This is a genomic window from Anaerobacillus sp. ABD4_527 (genome assembly GCF_056160805.1).
In genome coordinates, this window is sequence record NZ_JBSWXZ010000002.1 from 545,439 (window position 1) to 563,303 (window position 17,865).

Genomic DNA, 17,865 nt, shown 5'->3' on the forward strand with positions numbered 1-17,865 from the left:
AGATGAAAACACTATACCTTGATTGTTTCTCAGGAATCAGCGGCGATATGACGATCGGAGCGCTCCTCGATCTAGGTGCGGACTATTCCGTACTTGAGCGGGACATCGCGAAGCTTAATATTGAATCAGAATACAAGTTAAAAACGTATAACGTGGTGAAACAGGGCGTTTCTGCAACGAAGTTTGATGTGCTTCTTACACATGAGGAAGACCATCATCATGATCACGGTCACGATCATATGCATGACCACGATGACGGTCACAAGCACGATCATAGTCATAGTCATAGTCATAGTCATGGTCACGACCACGGCCACGATCACGATCATAGTCACGATCACCACCATCGCCACTACACGCACATCGTTGATATGATCAATCGTGCTGAACTGAATGAAAACGTGACGAAGATGGCGCTTTCTGTTTTTGAAAAGATCGGCCGAGCGGAAGCGAAGATTCACAACATGCCGTTTGAAAAAGTACATTTTCACGAAGTGGGAGCAGTTGATTCGATCGTGGATATTGTGGGTGCGTGTATCTTGATCGATTCTCTCAACGTGACGAGGATCGTTTCTTCTCCTGTTCCAGTAGGCAACGGGCGTATCCGCATCGCGCATGGGATTTATCCGGTACCGGCGCCTGCGACGTTAGAGTTACTAAAAGGGATTCCGATTCAAGAGACGGCGATCAAAGGTGAGGTCACTACTCCGACAGGGGGCGGCATTTTAGCTGCGCTTGCGAACGACTTTGGTCCGATGCCTTCGTTTGTTGTCGAGTCAATCGGGTATGGAGCGGGTACGAAGGATTTCCCGGATCACCCGAACGTTCTCCGAGCGGTTCTAGGTAGTTAAGAAAGGAGGTCGGTTTTGATGTCTCAACCTTTTTCGCATAAGGAGGAACATATCGACGACGAGATGCTGAAGGTCGAAGTGAACCTCGATGACATGCCGGGCGAGTGGCTTGGGTATGTGATGGAAAAGCTGTTCGATCACGGTGCGAACGACGTGTTTTATTCGTCGATCTATATGAAGAAAAACCGTCCTGCCATTTTGCTTCAATTACTATGTAACAGGGAAAAGTTAGATGACATTAAGCGTGTGCTATTCGAAGAAACGACGACGTTTGGGATTCGTTACTACCCGATCTCCGTTCATCGCCTCGAGCGATCATTCGATGAAATCGAGACCGAGTGGGGATCTGTGACGATCAAGCGAGGCGTCCATCGTGGAGAAGCCGTCGAAAGTGCTCCTGAATACGAGGATTGCAAAGCGATCGCGGAGAAATATGAGATTCCTCTCAAAGAGGTGTACCGCGTCGTATGGGAGAAGCTTCGTCATCAGAAGTAGGAATTTTAACCAGAAGGTGAAACGATATGATTAAAGCATTAATAATTGCTCCTTACGAGGGGCTTATCGAAATCATGCGTGACATAGACGTTGAAGATTTCGAGATCCATACCGCGCTCGGAAACCTGTATGAAGGGGTAGAGGTCGCGAAACAGTATGAGAAGAATGGGTTCGACATGATCATCAGCCGTGGGGGGACCGCTTCACTCGTTCAAGAAGTCGTGTCGATCCCGGTCATCGATATCCAAGTGTCGGGTTATGATATCCTCCGCCTCTTGACGCTCGTAAAGGGCTTTTCAGGAAAAGCAGCTATCGTAGGGTTTCCGAATATTTCTCAAGGTGCTTCAACGATTTGTGACCTCCTCGATCTTGATATTAATACGCTCACGATCGAGAAGGATCATGAAGTTGAGGAGAAGTTGAAGAGTTTGAAGAAAGAGGGATATGAGGTCGTAATCGGTGACGTGGTCACGATCAATACAGCGAAGCAGCTTGGCATGAACGGGGTGCTGATCACTTCTGGCAAGGAAGCTGTGATGGAAGCGCTGGATGAAGCGCGACGAGTGTTTGGCCTGTTTTCAAAGCTACATAAAGAAATATCGTTGTATCAGTCAATCATCGACTCTGATGAGCGGTTGATCGGTGTGATGGATAGGAAAGGAAAAGTGATCTGTTCGAATAAACGGTTTGAAAACGCGTTTTCTAGAGAGAAGATCGAGAATTCTCCTACGATTCTAGACATCGTAAAAAACACGTCATCTACGCTGCAAAAGAAAATGGTGACGGTTGAAAATCAGCTCTGGCACCTCACGACGAATGAGGCGGAAGAGCGTGTTATCCTGTATATGGAGAAAGCTTTTCCGAATCAATCCCAAGGTGGGATAGAAGAGCAGAAGGAATATGCGATCGATGTTGTCACAGCCGTTCCTCACTTTCTCCTGACTGGAAAGAGTGAACAGATGCAGGAAGTGATCAAACAGGTCGAAAAGTATAGTCGGATGGACGAGCCGTTGTGGGTAATTGGAGAAACCGGCACAGGGAAGGATTCGGTCGCTCAGTCGATCTACTTGAAAAGCAAGCGAAACAATGAACCGTTCATTACAATCAACTGTGAATTAGTAAAAGAAGACCAGATATCAGATTTGATCGAGGAACAGTTCTTTACGAACCATGCGGAAGGGATTGTGCACCTGAAGCGGATCGACCGGTTAGACTTGCAATCTCAAAAAGAACTCTATCATTACTTGCGGAATGAAACCTATAAGCTGCCAAGGTTGATTGTATCGTCGAAGGATGAGCTTCGAATCGATGAAAAAGATGCGACGATCGATCATGATTTATTCACGCTTCTCGCACGCTTGATCATCTATGTTCCTCCCCTTCGAGAACGTTTACAGGATATTGAAAATTTGATTCCTGTGTTTATTTCTGAATTTCATTCAAAATACGGAAAGCAGATCGTCGGGGTAAGACCCGATGCGATGCATGAGCTAAAGGAATACGACTGGCCGCGTAACGTCGATCAGCTGAAGCAGGTGATCGAACAACTCGTGCTTCACTCAAACTCGTACTACATCGAGAAAGACGCCGTATTATCACTCATCGACTTGTTAAAGCAGCGTCCAAAGGTTGAAGGAGATGGCAGCTGTACGATTGAAGTTAGCGGATCATTAAAGGATATCGAAAAGAAAATCATTCAGAAAGTTCTTGAGGAAGAAGAGATGAATCAATCCAAGGCTGCGAAGCGGCTTGGTATTAATCGATCCACACTTTGGCGCAAGCTTAAATAAAAGCTTGCGTCTTTTTTGTTGTGAATAAAAGGAAATGAGACATTTAAAATAGCTTAAGTGTTTCAATGTGCAACGATTATGAGGTGTTTGCTGAGTTTTTAGAAAATAATTCAGTTTTTCACTAGATTTATTTAAAAATTGTATTGTTAAATGCAACGCTTTCATTTACTATAATTCTTGTAAGCGTTTTAATATGTTCGAAAATAAAACATCATGACTTTGTTGCTAGTCTAAAAGATTTAGGTTTAGAGAAAGAGACACATAGCGGAAAGGGGGGAGAAGCGGGTTTGAAATTAGCAGTGATCGCAGATGATTTAACAGGAGCAAACGATACGGGCGTCCAATTTGCGAAGCAAGGGTTAGACACCACTGTCTTGTTTCCAGATACGATCTTACAGCCAGCGCATCTTAATGGAGACGTCATCGTGTTGAATTCAAACAGCAGAGCGCTGCCAAGAGAGAACGCGTATCACATCGTGAAAGACGTATCGTCACAGCTCCATGAGTTAGGCGTAACATCAGTCTTGAAGAAGATCGATTCTACGATGAGAGGAAACGTTGGCGCAGAAATCGATGCCGTGATGGATGTGTATGATTTTACAACAGCATACGTTGTTCCGGCTTTTCCGAAAAGCGGACGCATCACCGTTGAAGGTGTCCACTATGTCGATGGCATTCCGCTCGATGAAACCGAAACGGCGAACGACCCAACTTGCCCGGTCAATAAGAGCTACTTGCCAGAACTATTGCAAGAGCAGAGTAAACGAGAAATCGCGCGTATTTCGATAAGTGATGTTCGAGAAGGAAAAGAACAGCTCGCATCAAAAATGAAAGCGCTATCCAGTGGGGGATCTAAGCTGGTCGTTGTCGATGCCGAAACGGACGAGGAGCTACATACGATCGTCGAAGCGAAGAAGCTTTTAGATGAAGATGTCCTTTGGGTCGGATCGGCTGGAATCGCGTATCACCTTTGTAACTCGATTCAAGAACGCGCGAAATCGCAACATCACGTTGATACAGAGCTTCCATTACTCGTTGTCGCAGGAAGTATCAGTGCTACCACCCATAAGCAGGTGGAGGAATTGAAGAAGAAGACGGCGGTTCAAGAAGTTGTAATTTCGCCCCATCATTTTTTAAGTGACGAGACGCGTGAGAATGAAATCGACCGAGCTGTCGAACTCGGAATCGCGTACTTAGAGCAAGGTGATGTGATCGTCTCTACGAAACGAGATGCTGAAGCGATCGACAAGGTAAGGAAGGTTCAGCAGTCGCTCGGCATCACGAACATGGATGTTGGAAGCAGAATTGCGGATGCGCTAGGTGAGATCGCGGGTCGTTTGATCGAAAGGAAACGAATTCAGGGCGCTGTCTTAACGGGTGGCGACATTGCCGGCGCAACCTGCAAAGTTCTGAATGGAAAAGGCATACGCATCATCGGAGAAGTGGAAGACGGACTTCCTTATGGAGAGTTGCTTGGTGGCCGATACAACAGGCTGCCGCTTGCGACGAAAGCAGGATCGTTCGGCAGTGAACAGGCACTTGTGAAGGCGCTTGAAACGTTACGGGCCGTTACGAAACACGCATATGAAAAGGTTCAAAAATAACTCATATTGGAGGAAACAAGATGAAGAACATTAAGAAGAAAGTATTGGGTGCTGTGTCAGTACTAAGTCTAGGTGCACTTGTTGCTTGTGGTGGAACGGATCAGGAAGCAAGTTCGAACGGTGAAGCGGCTTCTAACGACACGAAAACGCTGCAAGTCGGCATCACGCTTGCTGAGGATTCTCATTACTACAAAGGTCTTGAGCATTTCGGTGAACTCGTTGAAGAAAAGTCTGACGGAGAGCTTGCGATCGAAATCTTCCCGAACGGTTCATTAGGTGGAGAGCGTGACATGGTTGAAAGTCTACAGGTTGGTTCTCTTGATATGGTCTTATCTTCAACTGGTCCTCTAGGTGGATTCGCGCCAGAGATCAACGTCGTTGACCTTCCATTCCTTTTTGAAAGTCGTGAACATGCGTACAAGGTGCTTGACGGTGAAATTGGACAAAGTCTACTAACAAACCTTGAAGACCAGAGCTTAAAAGGCCTTGCATGGTGGGAAAATGGATTCCGTCACGTGACGAACAGTGAGCGTGCGATCGAGAAGCCTGAAGATCTTGAAGGCTTGAAGATTCGTACGATGGAAAACAACGTACACCAAGATTCCTTTAAAGCACTAGGAGCAGACCCGACTCCAATGTCCTTTACTGAGCTATTCACAGCACTACAGCAAGGCGTTGTCGATGGACAAGAAAACCCAGTTCCGATCATTTCGACTTCTCGTTTCTATGAAGTTCAAGATCACTTAACGCTAACAGGTCACTTCTATTCTCCAGCTGCACTTCTCGTAAGCTCTCAAGTGTTTGATGGTTTAACAGAAGATCAGCAAAAAGCGCTACAAGAAGCAGCGGTTGAAGGAGCAAAGTATGAGCGTGAGCTTGTTGCTGAGATGGAACAAGAAATGATTTCTGGATTAAAAGACGAAGGCATGAACGTGGTTGAGGAAGTTGACAAGAAGGCATTCCAAAAAGCGACTGAATCTGTATATGAAGAGTATGCGGATCAAGTTGGAGAAGATCTGATCAAGAAAATCCAGGATGCTGCAAACGAATAAGAAAGCATGAGACTTATGATGTGGGGATAACCTCCCCCATCATATTGTTGTATGGGGGAGGTTTAGATACATATGAATGCCATCATAAAGACGATCGATCGATTTAATAAACTACTAGGTGTCGTCCTTGCTCTTCTCATCATGGTGATGTCCGCCGTTATTTTCTATCAAGTGTTCTCGCGGTTTGTTTTAGAAGATTCATTGCGCTGGTCAGAAGAATTGGCGAGATACATCATGGTCTGGAGCGTGTTTATCGGTTCTGCACTTGCGATCAGAAAACGCGATCTCATCTCAGTTGATGCGATCAAAGAACTGATGTCCGCTCGAGCACGAAACATCTTGAATCTTGCAGTCTATATAGTGAGCATCGTGTTTCTAGCGATTCTCGTAAACTATGGATTTGTATTAGTAGGAAATATCTCGGCGCAGCTTTCTCCCGCGATGAATATTTCGATGGCGTGGGCTTACTCAGCCATTCCAATCGGCTCACTGTTGATGATCATCAATTGTGTGGCCGTGATTTTAGAAGTGATCTTGGACCTAAAGGGGGGCGATGAACAATGACAACGGTATTATTATCAACGATGTTAGTTCTGTTCCTCTTCACGGTTCCAATCGCGCTTGCGATCGGGTTAGCTTCAGCGATCGCCATTTGGCTGACGAGTGATCTCCCGATGCTCGTTATCGTTCAGCGTATCTTTACGTCGCTCGATTCGTTCCCGCTGATGGCGATTCCGTTCTTCATTTTGGCAGGTGCCTTGATGGAAACGGGAGGCATCTCAAAACGACTCGTGCATTTCGCAAATACGCTCGCAGGTTCTATGACGGGTGGACTTGCAGGTGTAACGGTCATCACTTCGATGTTCTTTGCTGCGATTTCTGGATCCAGTCCAGCGACGGTAGCGGCGATCGGTTCAATCATGATTCCGGCGATGGTCGCGAGACACTATGATGTGAACTTCGCATCCGCTGTACAAGCTGTATCGGGTGCGCTCGGCGTTATCATCCCACCGAGTATTCCGATGATCCTCTACGGAGTAGTCGTAGGTGTTTCAATCGGTGACTTGTTTATGGCAGGCATCATTCCTGGTCTATTGATCGGGTTCTCATTGATATTAACAGCGTTTATCTTTTCAAAGCGACGCGGTTACAAAGGAACAGAGCATTTTACATGGGGGGAGCGCTTCACAGCATTCAAAGATGCAATCTTCGCCCTGTTGATGCCGACGATCATTCTTGGTGGAATCTACGGAGGGATCTTCACGCCAACGGAGGCAGCGGTCGTCGCTGTTGCATACGCCCTCATCATCGGTGTGTTCGTTTATAAAGAAATCAAACTGAAAGACCTTATTCCAGTGTTTGTGAAATCAGGGTTAACGACGTCCGTGATCATGCTGATTATCGGTACGGCAGGTCTTTTAGGCTGGCTGTTGACGAAGGAGCGCATTCCTCAAACGGTCGCTCAGTCCTTTATGAGCTTTTCGGATAACCCATTCGTGTTTTTATTGATCGTGAACATCTTCCTACTCATCGTAGGAATGTTCTTCGAAACGTCTGCATCGGTCATCATCTTAGCGCCGATCCTCGCACCGATTGCGATCCAACTCGGGGTTGATCCGGTTCATTTCGGAATCATCATGGTCGTGAATCTTGCGATCGGAATGGTGACACCACCGCTTGGCGTCAACTTGTTCGTTGCGATGCAAATATCCAAAATACGATTAGAAACGTTATCAAAAGCGGTCCTGCCGTTTTTATTCATCTTAATCGTCGATGTGTTACTCATTAGTTATATACCAGAGATTTCACTATTCCTAGTGGAGCTGTTCGATAAGTAAAATAAGGGGAGGACGAACACATGGCTAAACCAATTATTGCGATTACGATGGGCGATCCGTCTGGCGTAGGACCTGAAATTATCGTAAAATCATTTCAAGACAAAGCGGTTCATGAAAACTGTGACCTATTTGTGATCGGTGATCAAAAGATGCTCAAGAGAGCGATCGACGTAACGGGTGTCGACCTTCAAGTGAGAAGCATCGCTTCACCTGAGGAAGCATCGTTTACACACGGAACGATCGATGTTGTTGATCTTGATCTTGTTAGCGAAGATCTCCCGTGGGGCGAAGTGTCAAAAGAAGCTGGAAACGCAGCGTTTCGCTATTTAGAAAAAGCGATTTCGTATGCGAACGAGCAAAGCATCCAGGGCATCTGTACGGCACCTCTTAATAAAGAAGCGCTTCATAAAGCGGGGCATATTTACCCGGGACATACTGAAATTTTAGCAGAGCTTACGAATACGAAAGACTTTGCGATGATGCTTTCCGCTCCAGGACTTCGCGTTATCCATGTAACGACACACATCGGTCTCATCGATGCGGTAAATAAGATCGACGTTGAGCGTCAGTACACGGTGATCAAGCTTGCACACGAAACGCTCAAAAAAGCTGGGATTGAGAAACCGAAGATCGCGGTTTGTGGCATCAATCCTCATGCGGGGGAGAACGGACTTTTCGGAAACGGTGAAGAAGAAGAGAAAATCATTCCTGCCGTTGAAAAAGCTCAAGGTGAAGGCATCGATGTTGTCGGGCCGCTTCCAGCAGATACGTTGTTCTTTAGAGCGAAGCGCGGGGACTTCGATATCGTCGTCGCGCAGTACCATGATCAAGGTCACGGACCGATCAAGGTGCTCGGACTTGAGTCTGGCGTGAACATCACGGTTGGACTCCCAACGATCCGTACGAGCGTCGACCATGGAACGGCATTCGATATCGCTGGGAAAAACATCGCTGATGAGAAATCGTTGAAAGAAGCGATCCGAATGGCCTATGAGTTAGCGCCGACAAAGGTAGTGAAATAAAGAACGCAGCGATAGCAAGAGACACCTCTGTCTCTTGCTATAGTCGTTATAAAAAAGGAGTGGAGACAGATGGCATTTCCAAAGGTTGCGAAGATCAGGCAATCGTTTGACGTTGAAAGCATTCAAGACGTTTCAACCGTCATCGAAGAGCAGTTTTCATCGATCGAAGCAAATCAGAAAATAAAGCCAGGGATGGAGATCGCAATTACAGTCGGAAGTCGCGGCATCGCAAACATCCCGACGATCGTGAAAGGAATCGCGGATGAAGTGAAGAAGCGTGGCGCGATACCTTTTATCATCCCAGCGATGGGAAGTCACGGTGGTGCGACAGCGGAAGGTCAAATCGAAGTGTTGGACGGCCTCGGCGTGACGGAAGCGTCGACAGGGTGTGAGATCAGGTCATCGATGGATGTTGTTGAGATTGGGAAAACTTCAGCTGGGGTTCCCGTCTACATCGATAAGCATGCGTATGAAGCAGATGGCATCATCGTCATGAACCGCGTGAAGCCTCATACTGATTTTAAGAAAGATATCGAAAGCGGCGTCCTGAAGATGGCTTCGATCGGCATGGGGAAACACAAGCAGGCGCTCGCTTTACATACACACGGGATCAAAGGCATCCGTGACATGATGCCTGAAGTCGGGCAAGTTGCGATCCAAAACTCGAAAACGCTTTATGGTGTTGCAATTGTAGAAAATGCGCACGAAGACACGGCGATCATCAAAGTAATGGAGCCAGAGAATATTCTTGAAGAGGAAAGAAAGCTTCTAAAACGTGCTTTTGCATTCATGCCGAGCTTACCGGTCGAAGACATCGACATTCTCGTCGTCGATGAAATCGGGAAAAACTACAGCGGTACCGGGATGGATACGAACATCATCGGGCGCATCCGCGTACTTGGAGTCGAGGAGCCTGAGCTTCCTCGCGTGAAGTATTTGATCGCATCGAACTTAAGTGAAGCGAGTCACGGTAACGCGCTTGGCATTGGACTCGCTGATCTCACGACGAAGAGACTCTACGAAAAGATCGATATGAAAGCAATGAACGAGAACGTGATCACGAGTACGTTTCTTGATCGCGCAAAGATTCCGATCGTGCTTGAAAACGATCAAGATGCACTGAAAGCTGCCCTTCGAGCGACGTGGGGAGTTGAGGATGAAGACGCGAGAATCGTTCGGATTCCGAACACGCTTCATATCGGTGAGATGTTTGTTTCAGAAGTGATCTATGATGAGTTAAAGGATCTTGAACATATTGAAACGTTGGAAGAACCGCGTGAAATGGTGTTTGATGAAAACGGTTATTTTGTATAGGATTAAAGAACAGCTTTAGGTAGAGCTGCCTCTTTTTAGGCATCTACCTTTTTCTATTGATTGTAAGAAAAGAGGGAAGATATGGTCAGCAGCTTAATGTCGGTCTTATTCGTTGGACTTATTCTTGGTATCAAACATGCGATCGAACCCGATCACGTGATTGCGGTTTCGACCGTTGCGAGCAATACAAAGAAATGGTGGCGTTCCTCCTTGGCAGGAATTTTCTGGGGAATCGGTCACACAGCGACGCTTTTTATCGTCGGAATCATGGTCATCTCGCTGAAAGGCACGATACCTGAGGGATGGTCACTTTGGATGGAAGTGATCGTCGGTGTGATGCTCGTTTATCTTGGATTTAAGAGTATTGTACTTGCTAGGAAGCAGAAAGCAGGTCACGCACATGATCAGAAATCTCCGTATTTGAAGTCAGTCGTAATCGGAAGTATACATGGGTTAGCGGGAAGCGGTGCGCTCGTTCTTCTCACGATGTCATCCGTGGATCACATCTGGGAAGGCGCGTTGTACATTCTTATGTTCGGACTTGGGACCGTTGTTGGAATGCTCTTTTTTACGACAGTTCTTGCGGTACCATTTCTCCTCAGTAAATCAAAGAGCATTCACTACAACCTGACGCGATTCGCAGGACTTGTCAGCGTAGTGTTTGGGGTTTATTACATGTATAGCGTGTGGTAGAGCGCGACCAAGAGAAGCTTTGGAGCGATTCCAAAGCTTTCTTTTTTCGTCATATGTCTACTGTTACGTTACTTCTTTCTGCTCTAGTAAATCATTCCATAAATCGTCCCACGTACCATGAAATGGTTCCCATTGGCCATTCACCAAAATTTCTAAAACGTCTCCTTTTCCTTCTATGAACTCAATTGTCCTGTCGTCGTCTTTGTATGTAATGATGGGCAGTTCGACTTTCATCGAATCAATATAGGGGTGCTCGTTTAAAAGGATTTCGTAATCAGTCACGTCATCAACACCTTGTTGAACTTCTTTCCCAACGAGTGAATATTTTTTCGAGTGCCGCAACTCCTGTGAGAGTGCACGTTGTTCATGCAATCTTTCAAAGATATCGTCAAACGTGATGGTGGTGACCTCGGTGGAAACTTTTTTATTATGGTTGAATGAGTACAGCGTAGCGTGAGCCACGATCGTCGGTAGGTTGGCGAATAGGACGATTAGTATGAACACCCCGAGGCTGATACTTAGTTTTTTCATGAATTCGTCTCCTTCTTAGTCCAGGCACTTTTTATACGTTAGTTAATCACTGCTCTCCGGCATCCATAGCGCCATCTGTAGCGTCAGCGCATCTCGAAATTCCCTCGGGTCGTAGCCTGTGTCTTTTGTGATTTTATTCAAGCGGTACACGAGCGTATTTCGGTGGATGAACATCGCTTCAGACGTTTGTTGGATGTTGAGGTTGTTTTCAAAAAAGGCTGTTAACGTACTTGCATACTTTTCGACGGTGTCCGTGACGATTCTTTTTCGAAACCGAACGGCTTCTACGGAATTCGTTTGATGAAGAAGGGCCTGCGGTTCTATATCTGCATAAAAAATAAGCTGTTGATCAGTGACGATCTCGAGTGCGAGCTTACAGTCCTGATAGGCCTGGCTGAAGTCATCGAACGTGCTGATCACATTACTAATGGCAAGTCGATAATCAAGAGACAGCCGGTTCAGTTCTAAAGAGATTTGGTCAAGAGGCTTTTTAGAATCACTAACGCCACAGAGCGTAATAAACAATGTGTTCACATTGATAAAGCCCACGAGCGCATCGTGTTGCGAGATACAACGTTCGATGCGTTGAATCAACTCATGATTCGGCATGGAGCGGTTGCCGATCTGAACGACTAAAATCGTATAAGGAGAAGGGAGGTTGAGTTCGATCAATTTCATCCCACGTTCAATTTGTTCGTAGGAAGGGGCGGACCTCAACAGTTCCTCGATGATCATCTCTTTCGTTCGCTGCTTCCATTCTAGCTGCCGTGCGATAAATTCCTGTTTGATCATTAGTTCTGTCGTCATTTTTACGAGGCCGCCAACATCGTTCATTTCATCAGGATTTCCGGTGATTCCGATGACACCGACCACTTGGTTTTGGAATGAGATGGGAAGGTTGAGACCAGGTTGGGTGCCACGCCATTTTCCATCATCATTTTTATAGATCGCTAAAGGCTCTTTTGTATTCAGTACTTCGAGGGCACCTTCATGGATCTGGTCGATTCTCTCAGCATCCCCAGAACCGATGATGACGCCTTTTTCGTTCATGATGTTCACGTTTCGATTCAGGCGGAGTGAGGTCTCGATGACAATCGTTTTGGCGATTTCTCTCGTTAACATGGGTGACGAACCTCCTTTTAGTTACTATTGACAAAATATTTAGATGAATCTGTATCTTTTTTATACATTATAGACAACGCATTCATTCGTCAAGGCACGTATAATTGGTTGTAAGATGAAAGCGTTTTCTAGGAGGTGCAGACATGAAGATTGTTATTGCTCCAGACTCTTTTAAAGGGAGTTTATCGGCCGTTGAAGCGGCAGAAGCAATCGAGCGGGGAGTGAAGAAAGCGCTACCCGAAAGTGATACAACGACTGTACCGATTGCTGATGGAGGAGAAGGAACGTTAGAGACGTTAATTGTTGCAACAGGTGGGTTTAAAAGGAGCGTTACCGTGATGGGACCGCTCGGTGAAGAAGTGGAAGCGATCTACGGTATTCTTGGTGACGGTGAAACATGTGTGATCGAGATGGCGAGTGCTTCAGGAATCGGCCTCGTGCCGAAGGGGGAGTTAAACCCATTTCTCGCGACGACATACGGTACAGGTGAACTGATCGCTGAGGCGCTTGATGACGGATACCGGAAATTCATTCTGGCGATCGGAGGATCTGCGACGAACGATGGTGGAGCCGGTATGCTGCAGGCATTGGGTGCTCGTCTTCTAAATGAATCAGGTGGTTCAGTAGGCTTTGGAGGCGGTAATTTAACACACGTTCGTAAAATCGACCTGGAGGGATTTGACGAGAGAGTTGCAGACAGCACGTTTCTCATCGCTTCGGATGTTGAAAATCCTTTAATCGGACCGACTGGTGCTTCTTACGTATTCGGTCCTCAAAAAGGTGCGAGTGCTGAAGGTGTAGAGGTATTAGATCAACACCTCGAACACTGGGCAGATGAAGTTGAGCGCACAACAGGCGTTAGACTTCATGACAAGCCTGGCGCAGGTGCAGCAGGAGGAATAGGCGGTGCGTTTCAAGCGTTCTTCCCTTCTAGGATGGAACGAGGGATCGACGTTGTGATCGCGTATACGGATCTTGAGGAAAAGCTCGTCGGCGCGGAACTCGCCATAACCGGTGAAGGACAGGTCGATTCACAGACCGCATCCGGTAAAACGCCGATGGGTGTTGCGCAAGCAGCGAATGACCTTGGTATTCCAACGGTCGTCATCGCTGGTTCTGTTGGGGACGGAATCGAGGCTCTTTACCCGTATGGCGTCATAGGCGTACATAGTATGGTGAACCGGCCGATGACGTTAGATGCCGCGATGAAGGAAGCGTCACGTTTATTAGAAAGTAGTACAGAACAAGTTGTTCGATCGTTTTTCCATAGTCATGTTCAAAACAAACAAGGGGGTCTTGTTTTATGAGAATTAAGCAGACGATTGAAAAAGTTCCTGGTGGTTTGATGGTTGTCCCATTGATGTTTGGTGCCTTGATCAACACGATCGACCAGATGCACCTTCCTTTTATCATGAATGCGTTAGAAGCGCTCGGCGTTTCTCCAACTGAAGAAGGGTATTACGAAATGCTCCGTATCGGTGGCTTTTCTGAAGCACTCTTCAAAAACGGTGCACTCGTGTTGATTGCACTCTTCCTTTTCTCAGCTGGTAGTCAGATGAACTTACGAATCGGCGGATCCGCACTGAAAAAAGGTGTGCTGCTTACGACGACGAAGTATCTTACAGGGCTAGCTGTTGGTCTATTGTTCGGTTATTTCTTCGATCCGATGTCAGGCTTATTCGGACTATCCACGCTTGCGATCATCGCAGGGATGACGAATGGAAACGGTGGAATGTACGCCGCATTGACGAGTCAGTATGGAAACCGCTCAGACGTCGGTGCTGTCGCAATTCTTTCGTTAAACGATGGTCCGTTTTTAACACTTCTTGCGCTAGGATTATTAGGTTCAAGCTTCCCGATTATCGCCTTCATCGCAGTGCTTCTACCGATTGCAATCGGAATGCTGCTTGGTAACCTAGACAGTGAGATCAGAGAGTTTTTAAAGCCTGGAGAAATTCTTCCCGTTCCATTCTTCGCATTCGCGTTAGGCGCTGGAATGAACCTTGCGAACTTCTTTAACCCAGAAGTTGTAGCAGCAGGTCTAACGATCGGTATCCTAACGACCGTTCTGACAGGTGGTACAGGAATTCTTGTCTTTAAACTATTCAAAGAAAAAAGTTACATCGCACCAGTTTCAGAAGCGTCAACGGCAGGTAACGCAGCGGCAACTCCAGCCGCGATCGCAGCAGCGGCGTCCGTTTCTGCAGGTTCAGGCATGATGTCCGCTGGGGAAGCGGCGTCGTTTCAAAGCATCGCTGCGATTGCGACAGCTCAAATATCCATTGCGACACTTACAACAGCGATCCTATGTCCGATCGCCGTCATCCTCGTCGATCGTTATCAGCGAAATAAAGGCATCGACGGAACGGCTGAACAGACTGAACAAAAGAAAACAGCTGAGCGTAATGCGGTTGAATCTGCGTAGTAAGCGCCTTTTAGGGTATACAACGGGAAACTTTTTTTAGAGAAAGAGAGGGAGCGAACTTGGAAACGACATTACTTTATGGAAAAGAGAACTTGACCATCGATTTGCCTGAAAACGCATTCGTGGTCGAACCAAAGAACCTGAAACCTCTTGATGACGAAAAGGAAAGCATTAAAGATTCATTTAAGAATCCGATCGGCACACCGCCTCTAAAAGAGATGGTGAAGGAGTCCGATACGGTCGCGATCGTCATCAGCGACATCACGCGACCAACGCCGAACCACATTTTAGTTCCACTTTTGATTGAAGAACTAAGCCACGTTCCGCTTGAAAATTTCGTGATCATCAATGGAACTGGTACTCACCGTGATCAGACGCGTGAAGAGTTTGTCGGGATGCTAGGGGAATGGGTCGTCGATAACATCCGCATCATAAACAACCAGTGTCACGACAAGGAGACGCTCGTGAACCTCGGTGAAAGCAAGTTCGGCTGCGATGTGTATTTGAACAAAGAATACGTGAACGCAGATTTCAAAATCGTGACTGGATTCATCGAACCGCATTTCTTCGCAGGGTTTTCAGGAGGTCCAAAGGGGATTATGCCTGGCATCGCCGGAATCGAAACGATCATGACGTTTCATAACGCGCGCATGATCGGTGACCCGCTCGCGACCTGGGGAAACATGGTCGATAATCCTGTTCAAGATATGACGAGAGAGATCAATGCGATGTGTAAAGCAGATTTCATGCTGAACGTGACGTTAAATAAAGAAAAAGAAATTACAGAAGTGTTCGCAGGAGAACTTTACGAAGCGCATGACAGAGGCTGTGAATATGCCAAGGAGCATGCGATGGTTAAGTGCGATGAACGGTTCGATGTTGTTATCACGTCGAACTCCGGTTATCCGCTCGATCAAAACTTATACCAAGCTGTAAAAGGTATGAGTGCGGCGCATAAGATCGTAAAAGAAGGCGGCGCGATTCTCGTCGCGTCTGAGTGTTCGGATGGCTTACCGAGTCACGGAAACTATTCGAAGATCTTCGAAATGGCTGACAGTCCACAAGAGCTGCTCGATATGATCAACAACCCGGAATTCAAGATGTTCGATCAGTGGCAGGTGCAGAAGCAAGCGGTGATTCAAGTGTGGGCAGATGTGCACGTGTACTCGAAGCTTACAGAAGAACAGGTGAAGGGTGCTATGTTGAAGCCAATCCACAACATGGAAGAGACGTTAAAAGAATTAAAGAAAACGTATGGTGAAGATATGTCGGTCGCGGTGCTGCCGCTCGGACCGCTCACGATTCCTTATGTTGAAGAATGACTCCTGAATAGGGGTCATTTTTATGGGACGGAACCTTAAGGGGAATTCACTTCTATAGTCTTACGCCCAATCGCCTCTCCGCCACACCACATAGACTATCGTGTAGGAATGAATGAGGGGGGCTTTTGGTGTATCGAGCGTTTGGAAGACCCGTGTACCATACTGGTCACGGCGGATATATTCCTGGGTATGGGTATCATCATGGGCATGGCACCTATATCCCAGGCTACGGGTATCATCATGGACACGGTACGTATGTTCCAGGATACGGCTATCACCATGGTCAAGGCGGATATGCTCCTGGGTACGGCTATCATCACGGACAAAGCGGCTATTCCCCGTGGTATGGGTACCATCACGGGCATGGAACCGTTTATCGATAGGGAAAGTGGAATCATGGGGTGGTGCTCATGGTTCTTTTTTTGTTGGGGGCTATAAAAAAGGAGCGTGGATTCTGGTTTCGCCGATAAAAGTAGTGAAATCGCTGATATACTCTCTTATTTCGCTGATAAAATGAAAAGATCGCTGATATGTGCTCCTTGGAGTGCTCCGAGCACCCTAGGGAGCACTCAAAAAAACCGAAAGTCCGCGCGGGACTTTCGGTTTAGTTCGTTAGCGAGTCTTTCAAACAGATTCGACAGTAAATCGTGCCGTTTTCTTTGTAGTATCTTTTTAAGTTCGTCATTCCAGTACCGGTTTGTAGGCTGCTTTGGAAAAAGTAATCTTCTAAGTACTCAATCTTCTTTTTGCATACATCAAAATATATTTTTGCGGTAAACAGAGCGATCCCTCCAACGCGATATGAGTTACGTGGTAGTATACATGATTTAAAGGATAAAGCGGTTAGAGATCTGTGCATAATAAAAGGATTTCATCGCTCGACCGTTGAATTTGATTGATGTATAGGAGGATTACCATGAACATTTCTACGATAATGGACCAGATTGTTTCACCAAAACCCTATGTCCGTGGAACGGATATGATGTGGACGGATCCGCATATCTCTAAATATTTGTTAGAAGCACACCTCAACCCGAATAGTGGTGCGGCTAGCCGCACATTACGAGATATACAGGAAACGGTCGATGTGATCGATCGCATGATTGAGCGGGGCTCAAAGATATTAGATCTCGGGTGTGGGCCTGGCCTTTATACTGAGAGGTTGAGAGAGAAGGGGCATCATATAACGGGCGTTGATTTATCAGAGCGTTCGATCGCCTATGCCAAAGAGCAAGATCGCCACAATGAAATTACATATATCCATGAAAACTACCTAAACGTAAATCTCGACAGCGAGTTTGACTTGATCTTGATGATTTACTGTGATTTTGGAGCCCTCGTTCCAGAAGAGCGAGAAGCGATGATTGGCATCATTAAAAAAGCGTTAAAGCCGAACGGTGTGTTTCTATTCGACGCCATCGATGAAGGGACGGTTGATAGACTCTCATTTGGCTCTTCATGGGAGATGACGAAAGGCGGATTTTACAGTCCAGATCCTTATCTATGTTTAACCGAACGCTTTCATTTTCCAGAATTTAAAGCGACGTTGGACCAACATATCGTTCTTCAAGAAGATGATACTACGAAACTCTACCGTTTTTGGAATCACTATTTTAATAAAGAAGATGTAATCGATTTGTTTTTACCGTTTGGATTTACTAGTGTTGATTCGGTTAGGGGTGTTCTTAAAGGAGACGAAGCGTATCATGATGAAGGCGTTGTGTTTTATGCAATCAGAAACGGTTGAAGGAAATGAGGGTATTTTATCATCCAAACAACAGAAGGTAAAAAAACTAGGAAGGGATT

15 protein-coding genes and 1 pseudogene are annotated in these 17,865 nt (G+C 46.3%); 14 read left to right on the forward strand and 2 right to left on the reverse strand.

Features of this window, described 5'->3' with window-relative positions:
• Nucleotides 1–2 precede the first annotated feature (2 nt).
• The 9 genes and pseudogenes from larC to ACXAHI_RS14935 all read left to right on the forward strand — a co-directional run bounded on the left by larC (nt 3) and on the right by ACXAHI_RS14935 (nt 10,659).
• Nucleotides 3–1,346, forward strand: a pseudogene (larC, locus tag ACXAHI_RS14895) (nickel pincer cofactor biosynthesis protein LarC).
• 26 nt (nt 1,347–1,372) lie between these two features.
• Nucleotides 1,373–3,136, forward strand: coding sequence for a PrpR N-terminal domain-containing protein (locus ACXAHI_RS14900; RefSeq protein WP_474849138.1), 1,764 nt, complete (start codon nt 1,373–1,375; stop codon nt 3,134–3,136).
• A gap of 287 nt (nt 3,137–3,423) precedes the next feature.
• On the forward strand, nt 3,424–4,740 hold the full coding sequence (locus tag ACXAHI_RS14905) for a four-carbon acid sugar kinase family protein (protein WP_474849140.1): 1,317 nt from the start codon (nt 3,424–3,426) through the stop codon (nt 4,738–4,740).
• Nucleotides 4,741–4,760: 20 nt separating this feature from the next.
• Nucleotides 4,761–5,792: a TRAP transporter substrate-binding protein gene (locus tag ACXAHI_RS14910; protein WP_474849142.1), complete on the forward strand. Its 1,032-nt coding sequence runs from the start codon at nt 4,761–4,763 to the stop codon at nt 5,790–5,792.
• 72 nt (nt 5,793–5,864) lie between these two features.
• The gene (locus tag ACXAHI_RS14915) at nt 5,865–6,356 is read left to right on the forward strand and encodes a TRAP transporter small permease (protein ID WP_474849144.1); all 492 of its coding nucleotides are present in this window, start codon (nt 5,865–5,867) and stop codon (nt 6,354–6,356) included.
• Nucleotides 6,353–7,630 carry a TRAP transporter large permease gene (locus tag ACXAHI_RS14920; protein ID WP_474849146.1) on the forward strand — a complete coding sequence of 426 codons (1,278 nt, stop codon included), beginning with the start codon at nt 6,353–6,355 and terminating at the stop codon, nt 7,628–7,630. The genes ACXAHI_RS14915 and ACXAHI_RS14920 overlap by 4 nt, the downstream gene beginning before the upstream one ends.
• A 20-nt stretch (nt 7,631–7,650) precedes the next feature.
• Nucleotides 7,651–8,652, forward strand: coding sequence for a 4-hydroxythreonine-4-phosphate dehydrogenase PdxA (pdxA, locus tag ACXAHI_RS14925; protein ID WP_474849148.1), 1,002 nt, complete (start codon nt 7,651–7,653; stop codon nt 8,650–8,652).
• Between the two features lie 69 nt (nt 8,653–8,721).
• Entirely contained in the window at nt 8,722–9,966 is a 1,245-nt protein-coding gene (locus ACXAHI_RS14930; RefSeq protein ID WP_474849150.1) for a nickel pincer cofactor-dependent isomerase, group 22, read from the forward strand.
• Nucleotides 9,967–10,047: 81 nt separating this feature from the next.
• Nucleotides 10,048–10,659: an urease accessory protein UreH domain-containing protein gene (locus tag ACXAHI_RS14935; protein WP_474849152.1), complete on the forward strand. Its 612-nt coding sequence runs from the start codon at nt 10,048–10,050 to the stop codon at nt 10,657–10,659.
• A 63-nt stretch (nt 10,660–10,722) separates the two neighbouring features.
• Here ACXAHI_RS14935 and ACXAHI_RS14940 read toward each other — a convergent pair whose 3' ends face one another.
• Both ACXAHI_RS14940 and ACXAHI_RS14945 read right to left on the reverse strand, forming a co-directional pair.
• Entirely contained in the window at nt 10,723–11,190 is a 468-nt protein-coding gene (locus ACXAHI_RS14940) for a hypothetical protein (RefSeq protein ID WP_474849154.1), read from the reverse strand.
• A 42-nt stretch (nt 11,191–11,232) separates the two neighbouring features.
• The gene (locus ACXAHI_RS14945) at nt 11,233–12,312 is read right to left on the reverse strand and encodes a CdaR family transcriptional regulator (RefSeq protein WP_474849156.1); all 1,080 of its coding nucleotides are present in this window, start codon (nt 12,310–12,312) and stop codon (nt 11,233–11,235) included.
• A gap of 143 nt (nt 12,313–12,455) precedes the next feature.
• Here ACXAHI_RS14945 and ACXAHI_RS14950 point away from each other — a divergent pair, with 143 nt between their 5' ends.
• The 5 genes from ACXAHI_RS14950 (at nt 12,456) to ACXAHI_RS14970 (ending at nt 17,806) form a co-directional block, all read left to right on the forward strand.
• The gene (locus tag ACXAHI_RS14950; RefSeq protein ID WP_474849158.1) at nt 12,456–13,619 is read left to right on the forward strand and encodes a glycerate kinase; all 1,164 of its coding nucleotides are present in this window, start codon (nt 12,456–12,458) and stop codon (nt 13,617–13,619) included.
• On the forward strand, nt 13,616–14,737 hold the full coding sequence (locus ACXAHI_RS14955; RefSeq protein ID WP_474849160.1) for a 2-keto-3-deoxygluconate permease: 1,122 nt from the start codon (nt 13,616–13,618) through the stop codon (nt 14,735–14,737). The genes ACXAHI_RS14950 and ACXAHI_RS14955 overlap by 4 nt, the downstream gene beginning before the upstream one ends.
• 59 nt (nt 14,738–14,796) lie before the next feature.
• On the forward strand, nt 14,797–16,059 hold the full coding sequence (larA, locus tag ACXAHI_RS14960; protein WP_474849162.1) for a nickel-dependent lactate racemase: 1,263 nt from the start codon (nt 14,797–14,799) through the stop codon (nt 16,057–16,059).
• Nucleotides 16,060–16,187: 128 nt separating this feature from the next.
• Nucleotides 16,188–16,442: a hypothetical protein gene (locus ACXAHI_RS14965; RefSeq protein ID WP_270181165.1), complete on the forward strand. Its 255-nt coding sequence runs from the start codon at nt 16,188–16,190 to the stop codon at nt 16,440–16,442.
• Between the two features lie 533 nt (nt 16,443–16,975).
• A complete protein-coding gene (locus ACXAHI_RS14970; RefSeq protein ID WP_474849164.1) occupies nt 16,976–17,806 on the forward strand; it encodes a class I SAM-dependent methyltransferase in 831 nt (276 codons plus the stop codon).
• Nucleotides 17,807–17,865: the final 59 nt, after the last annotated feature.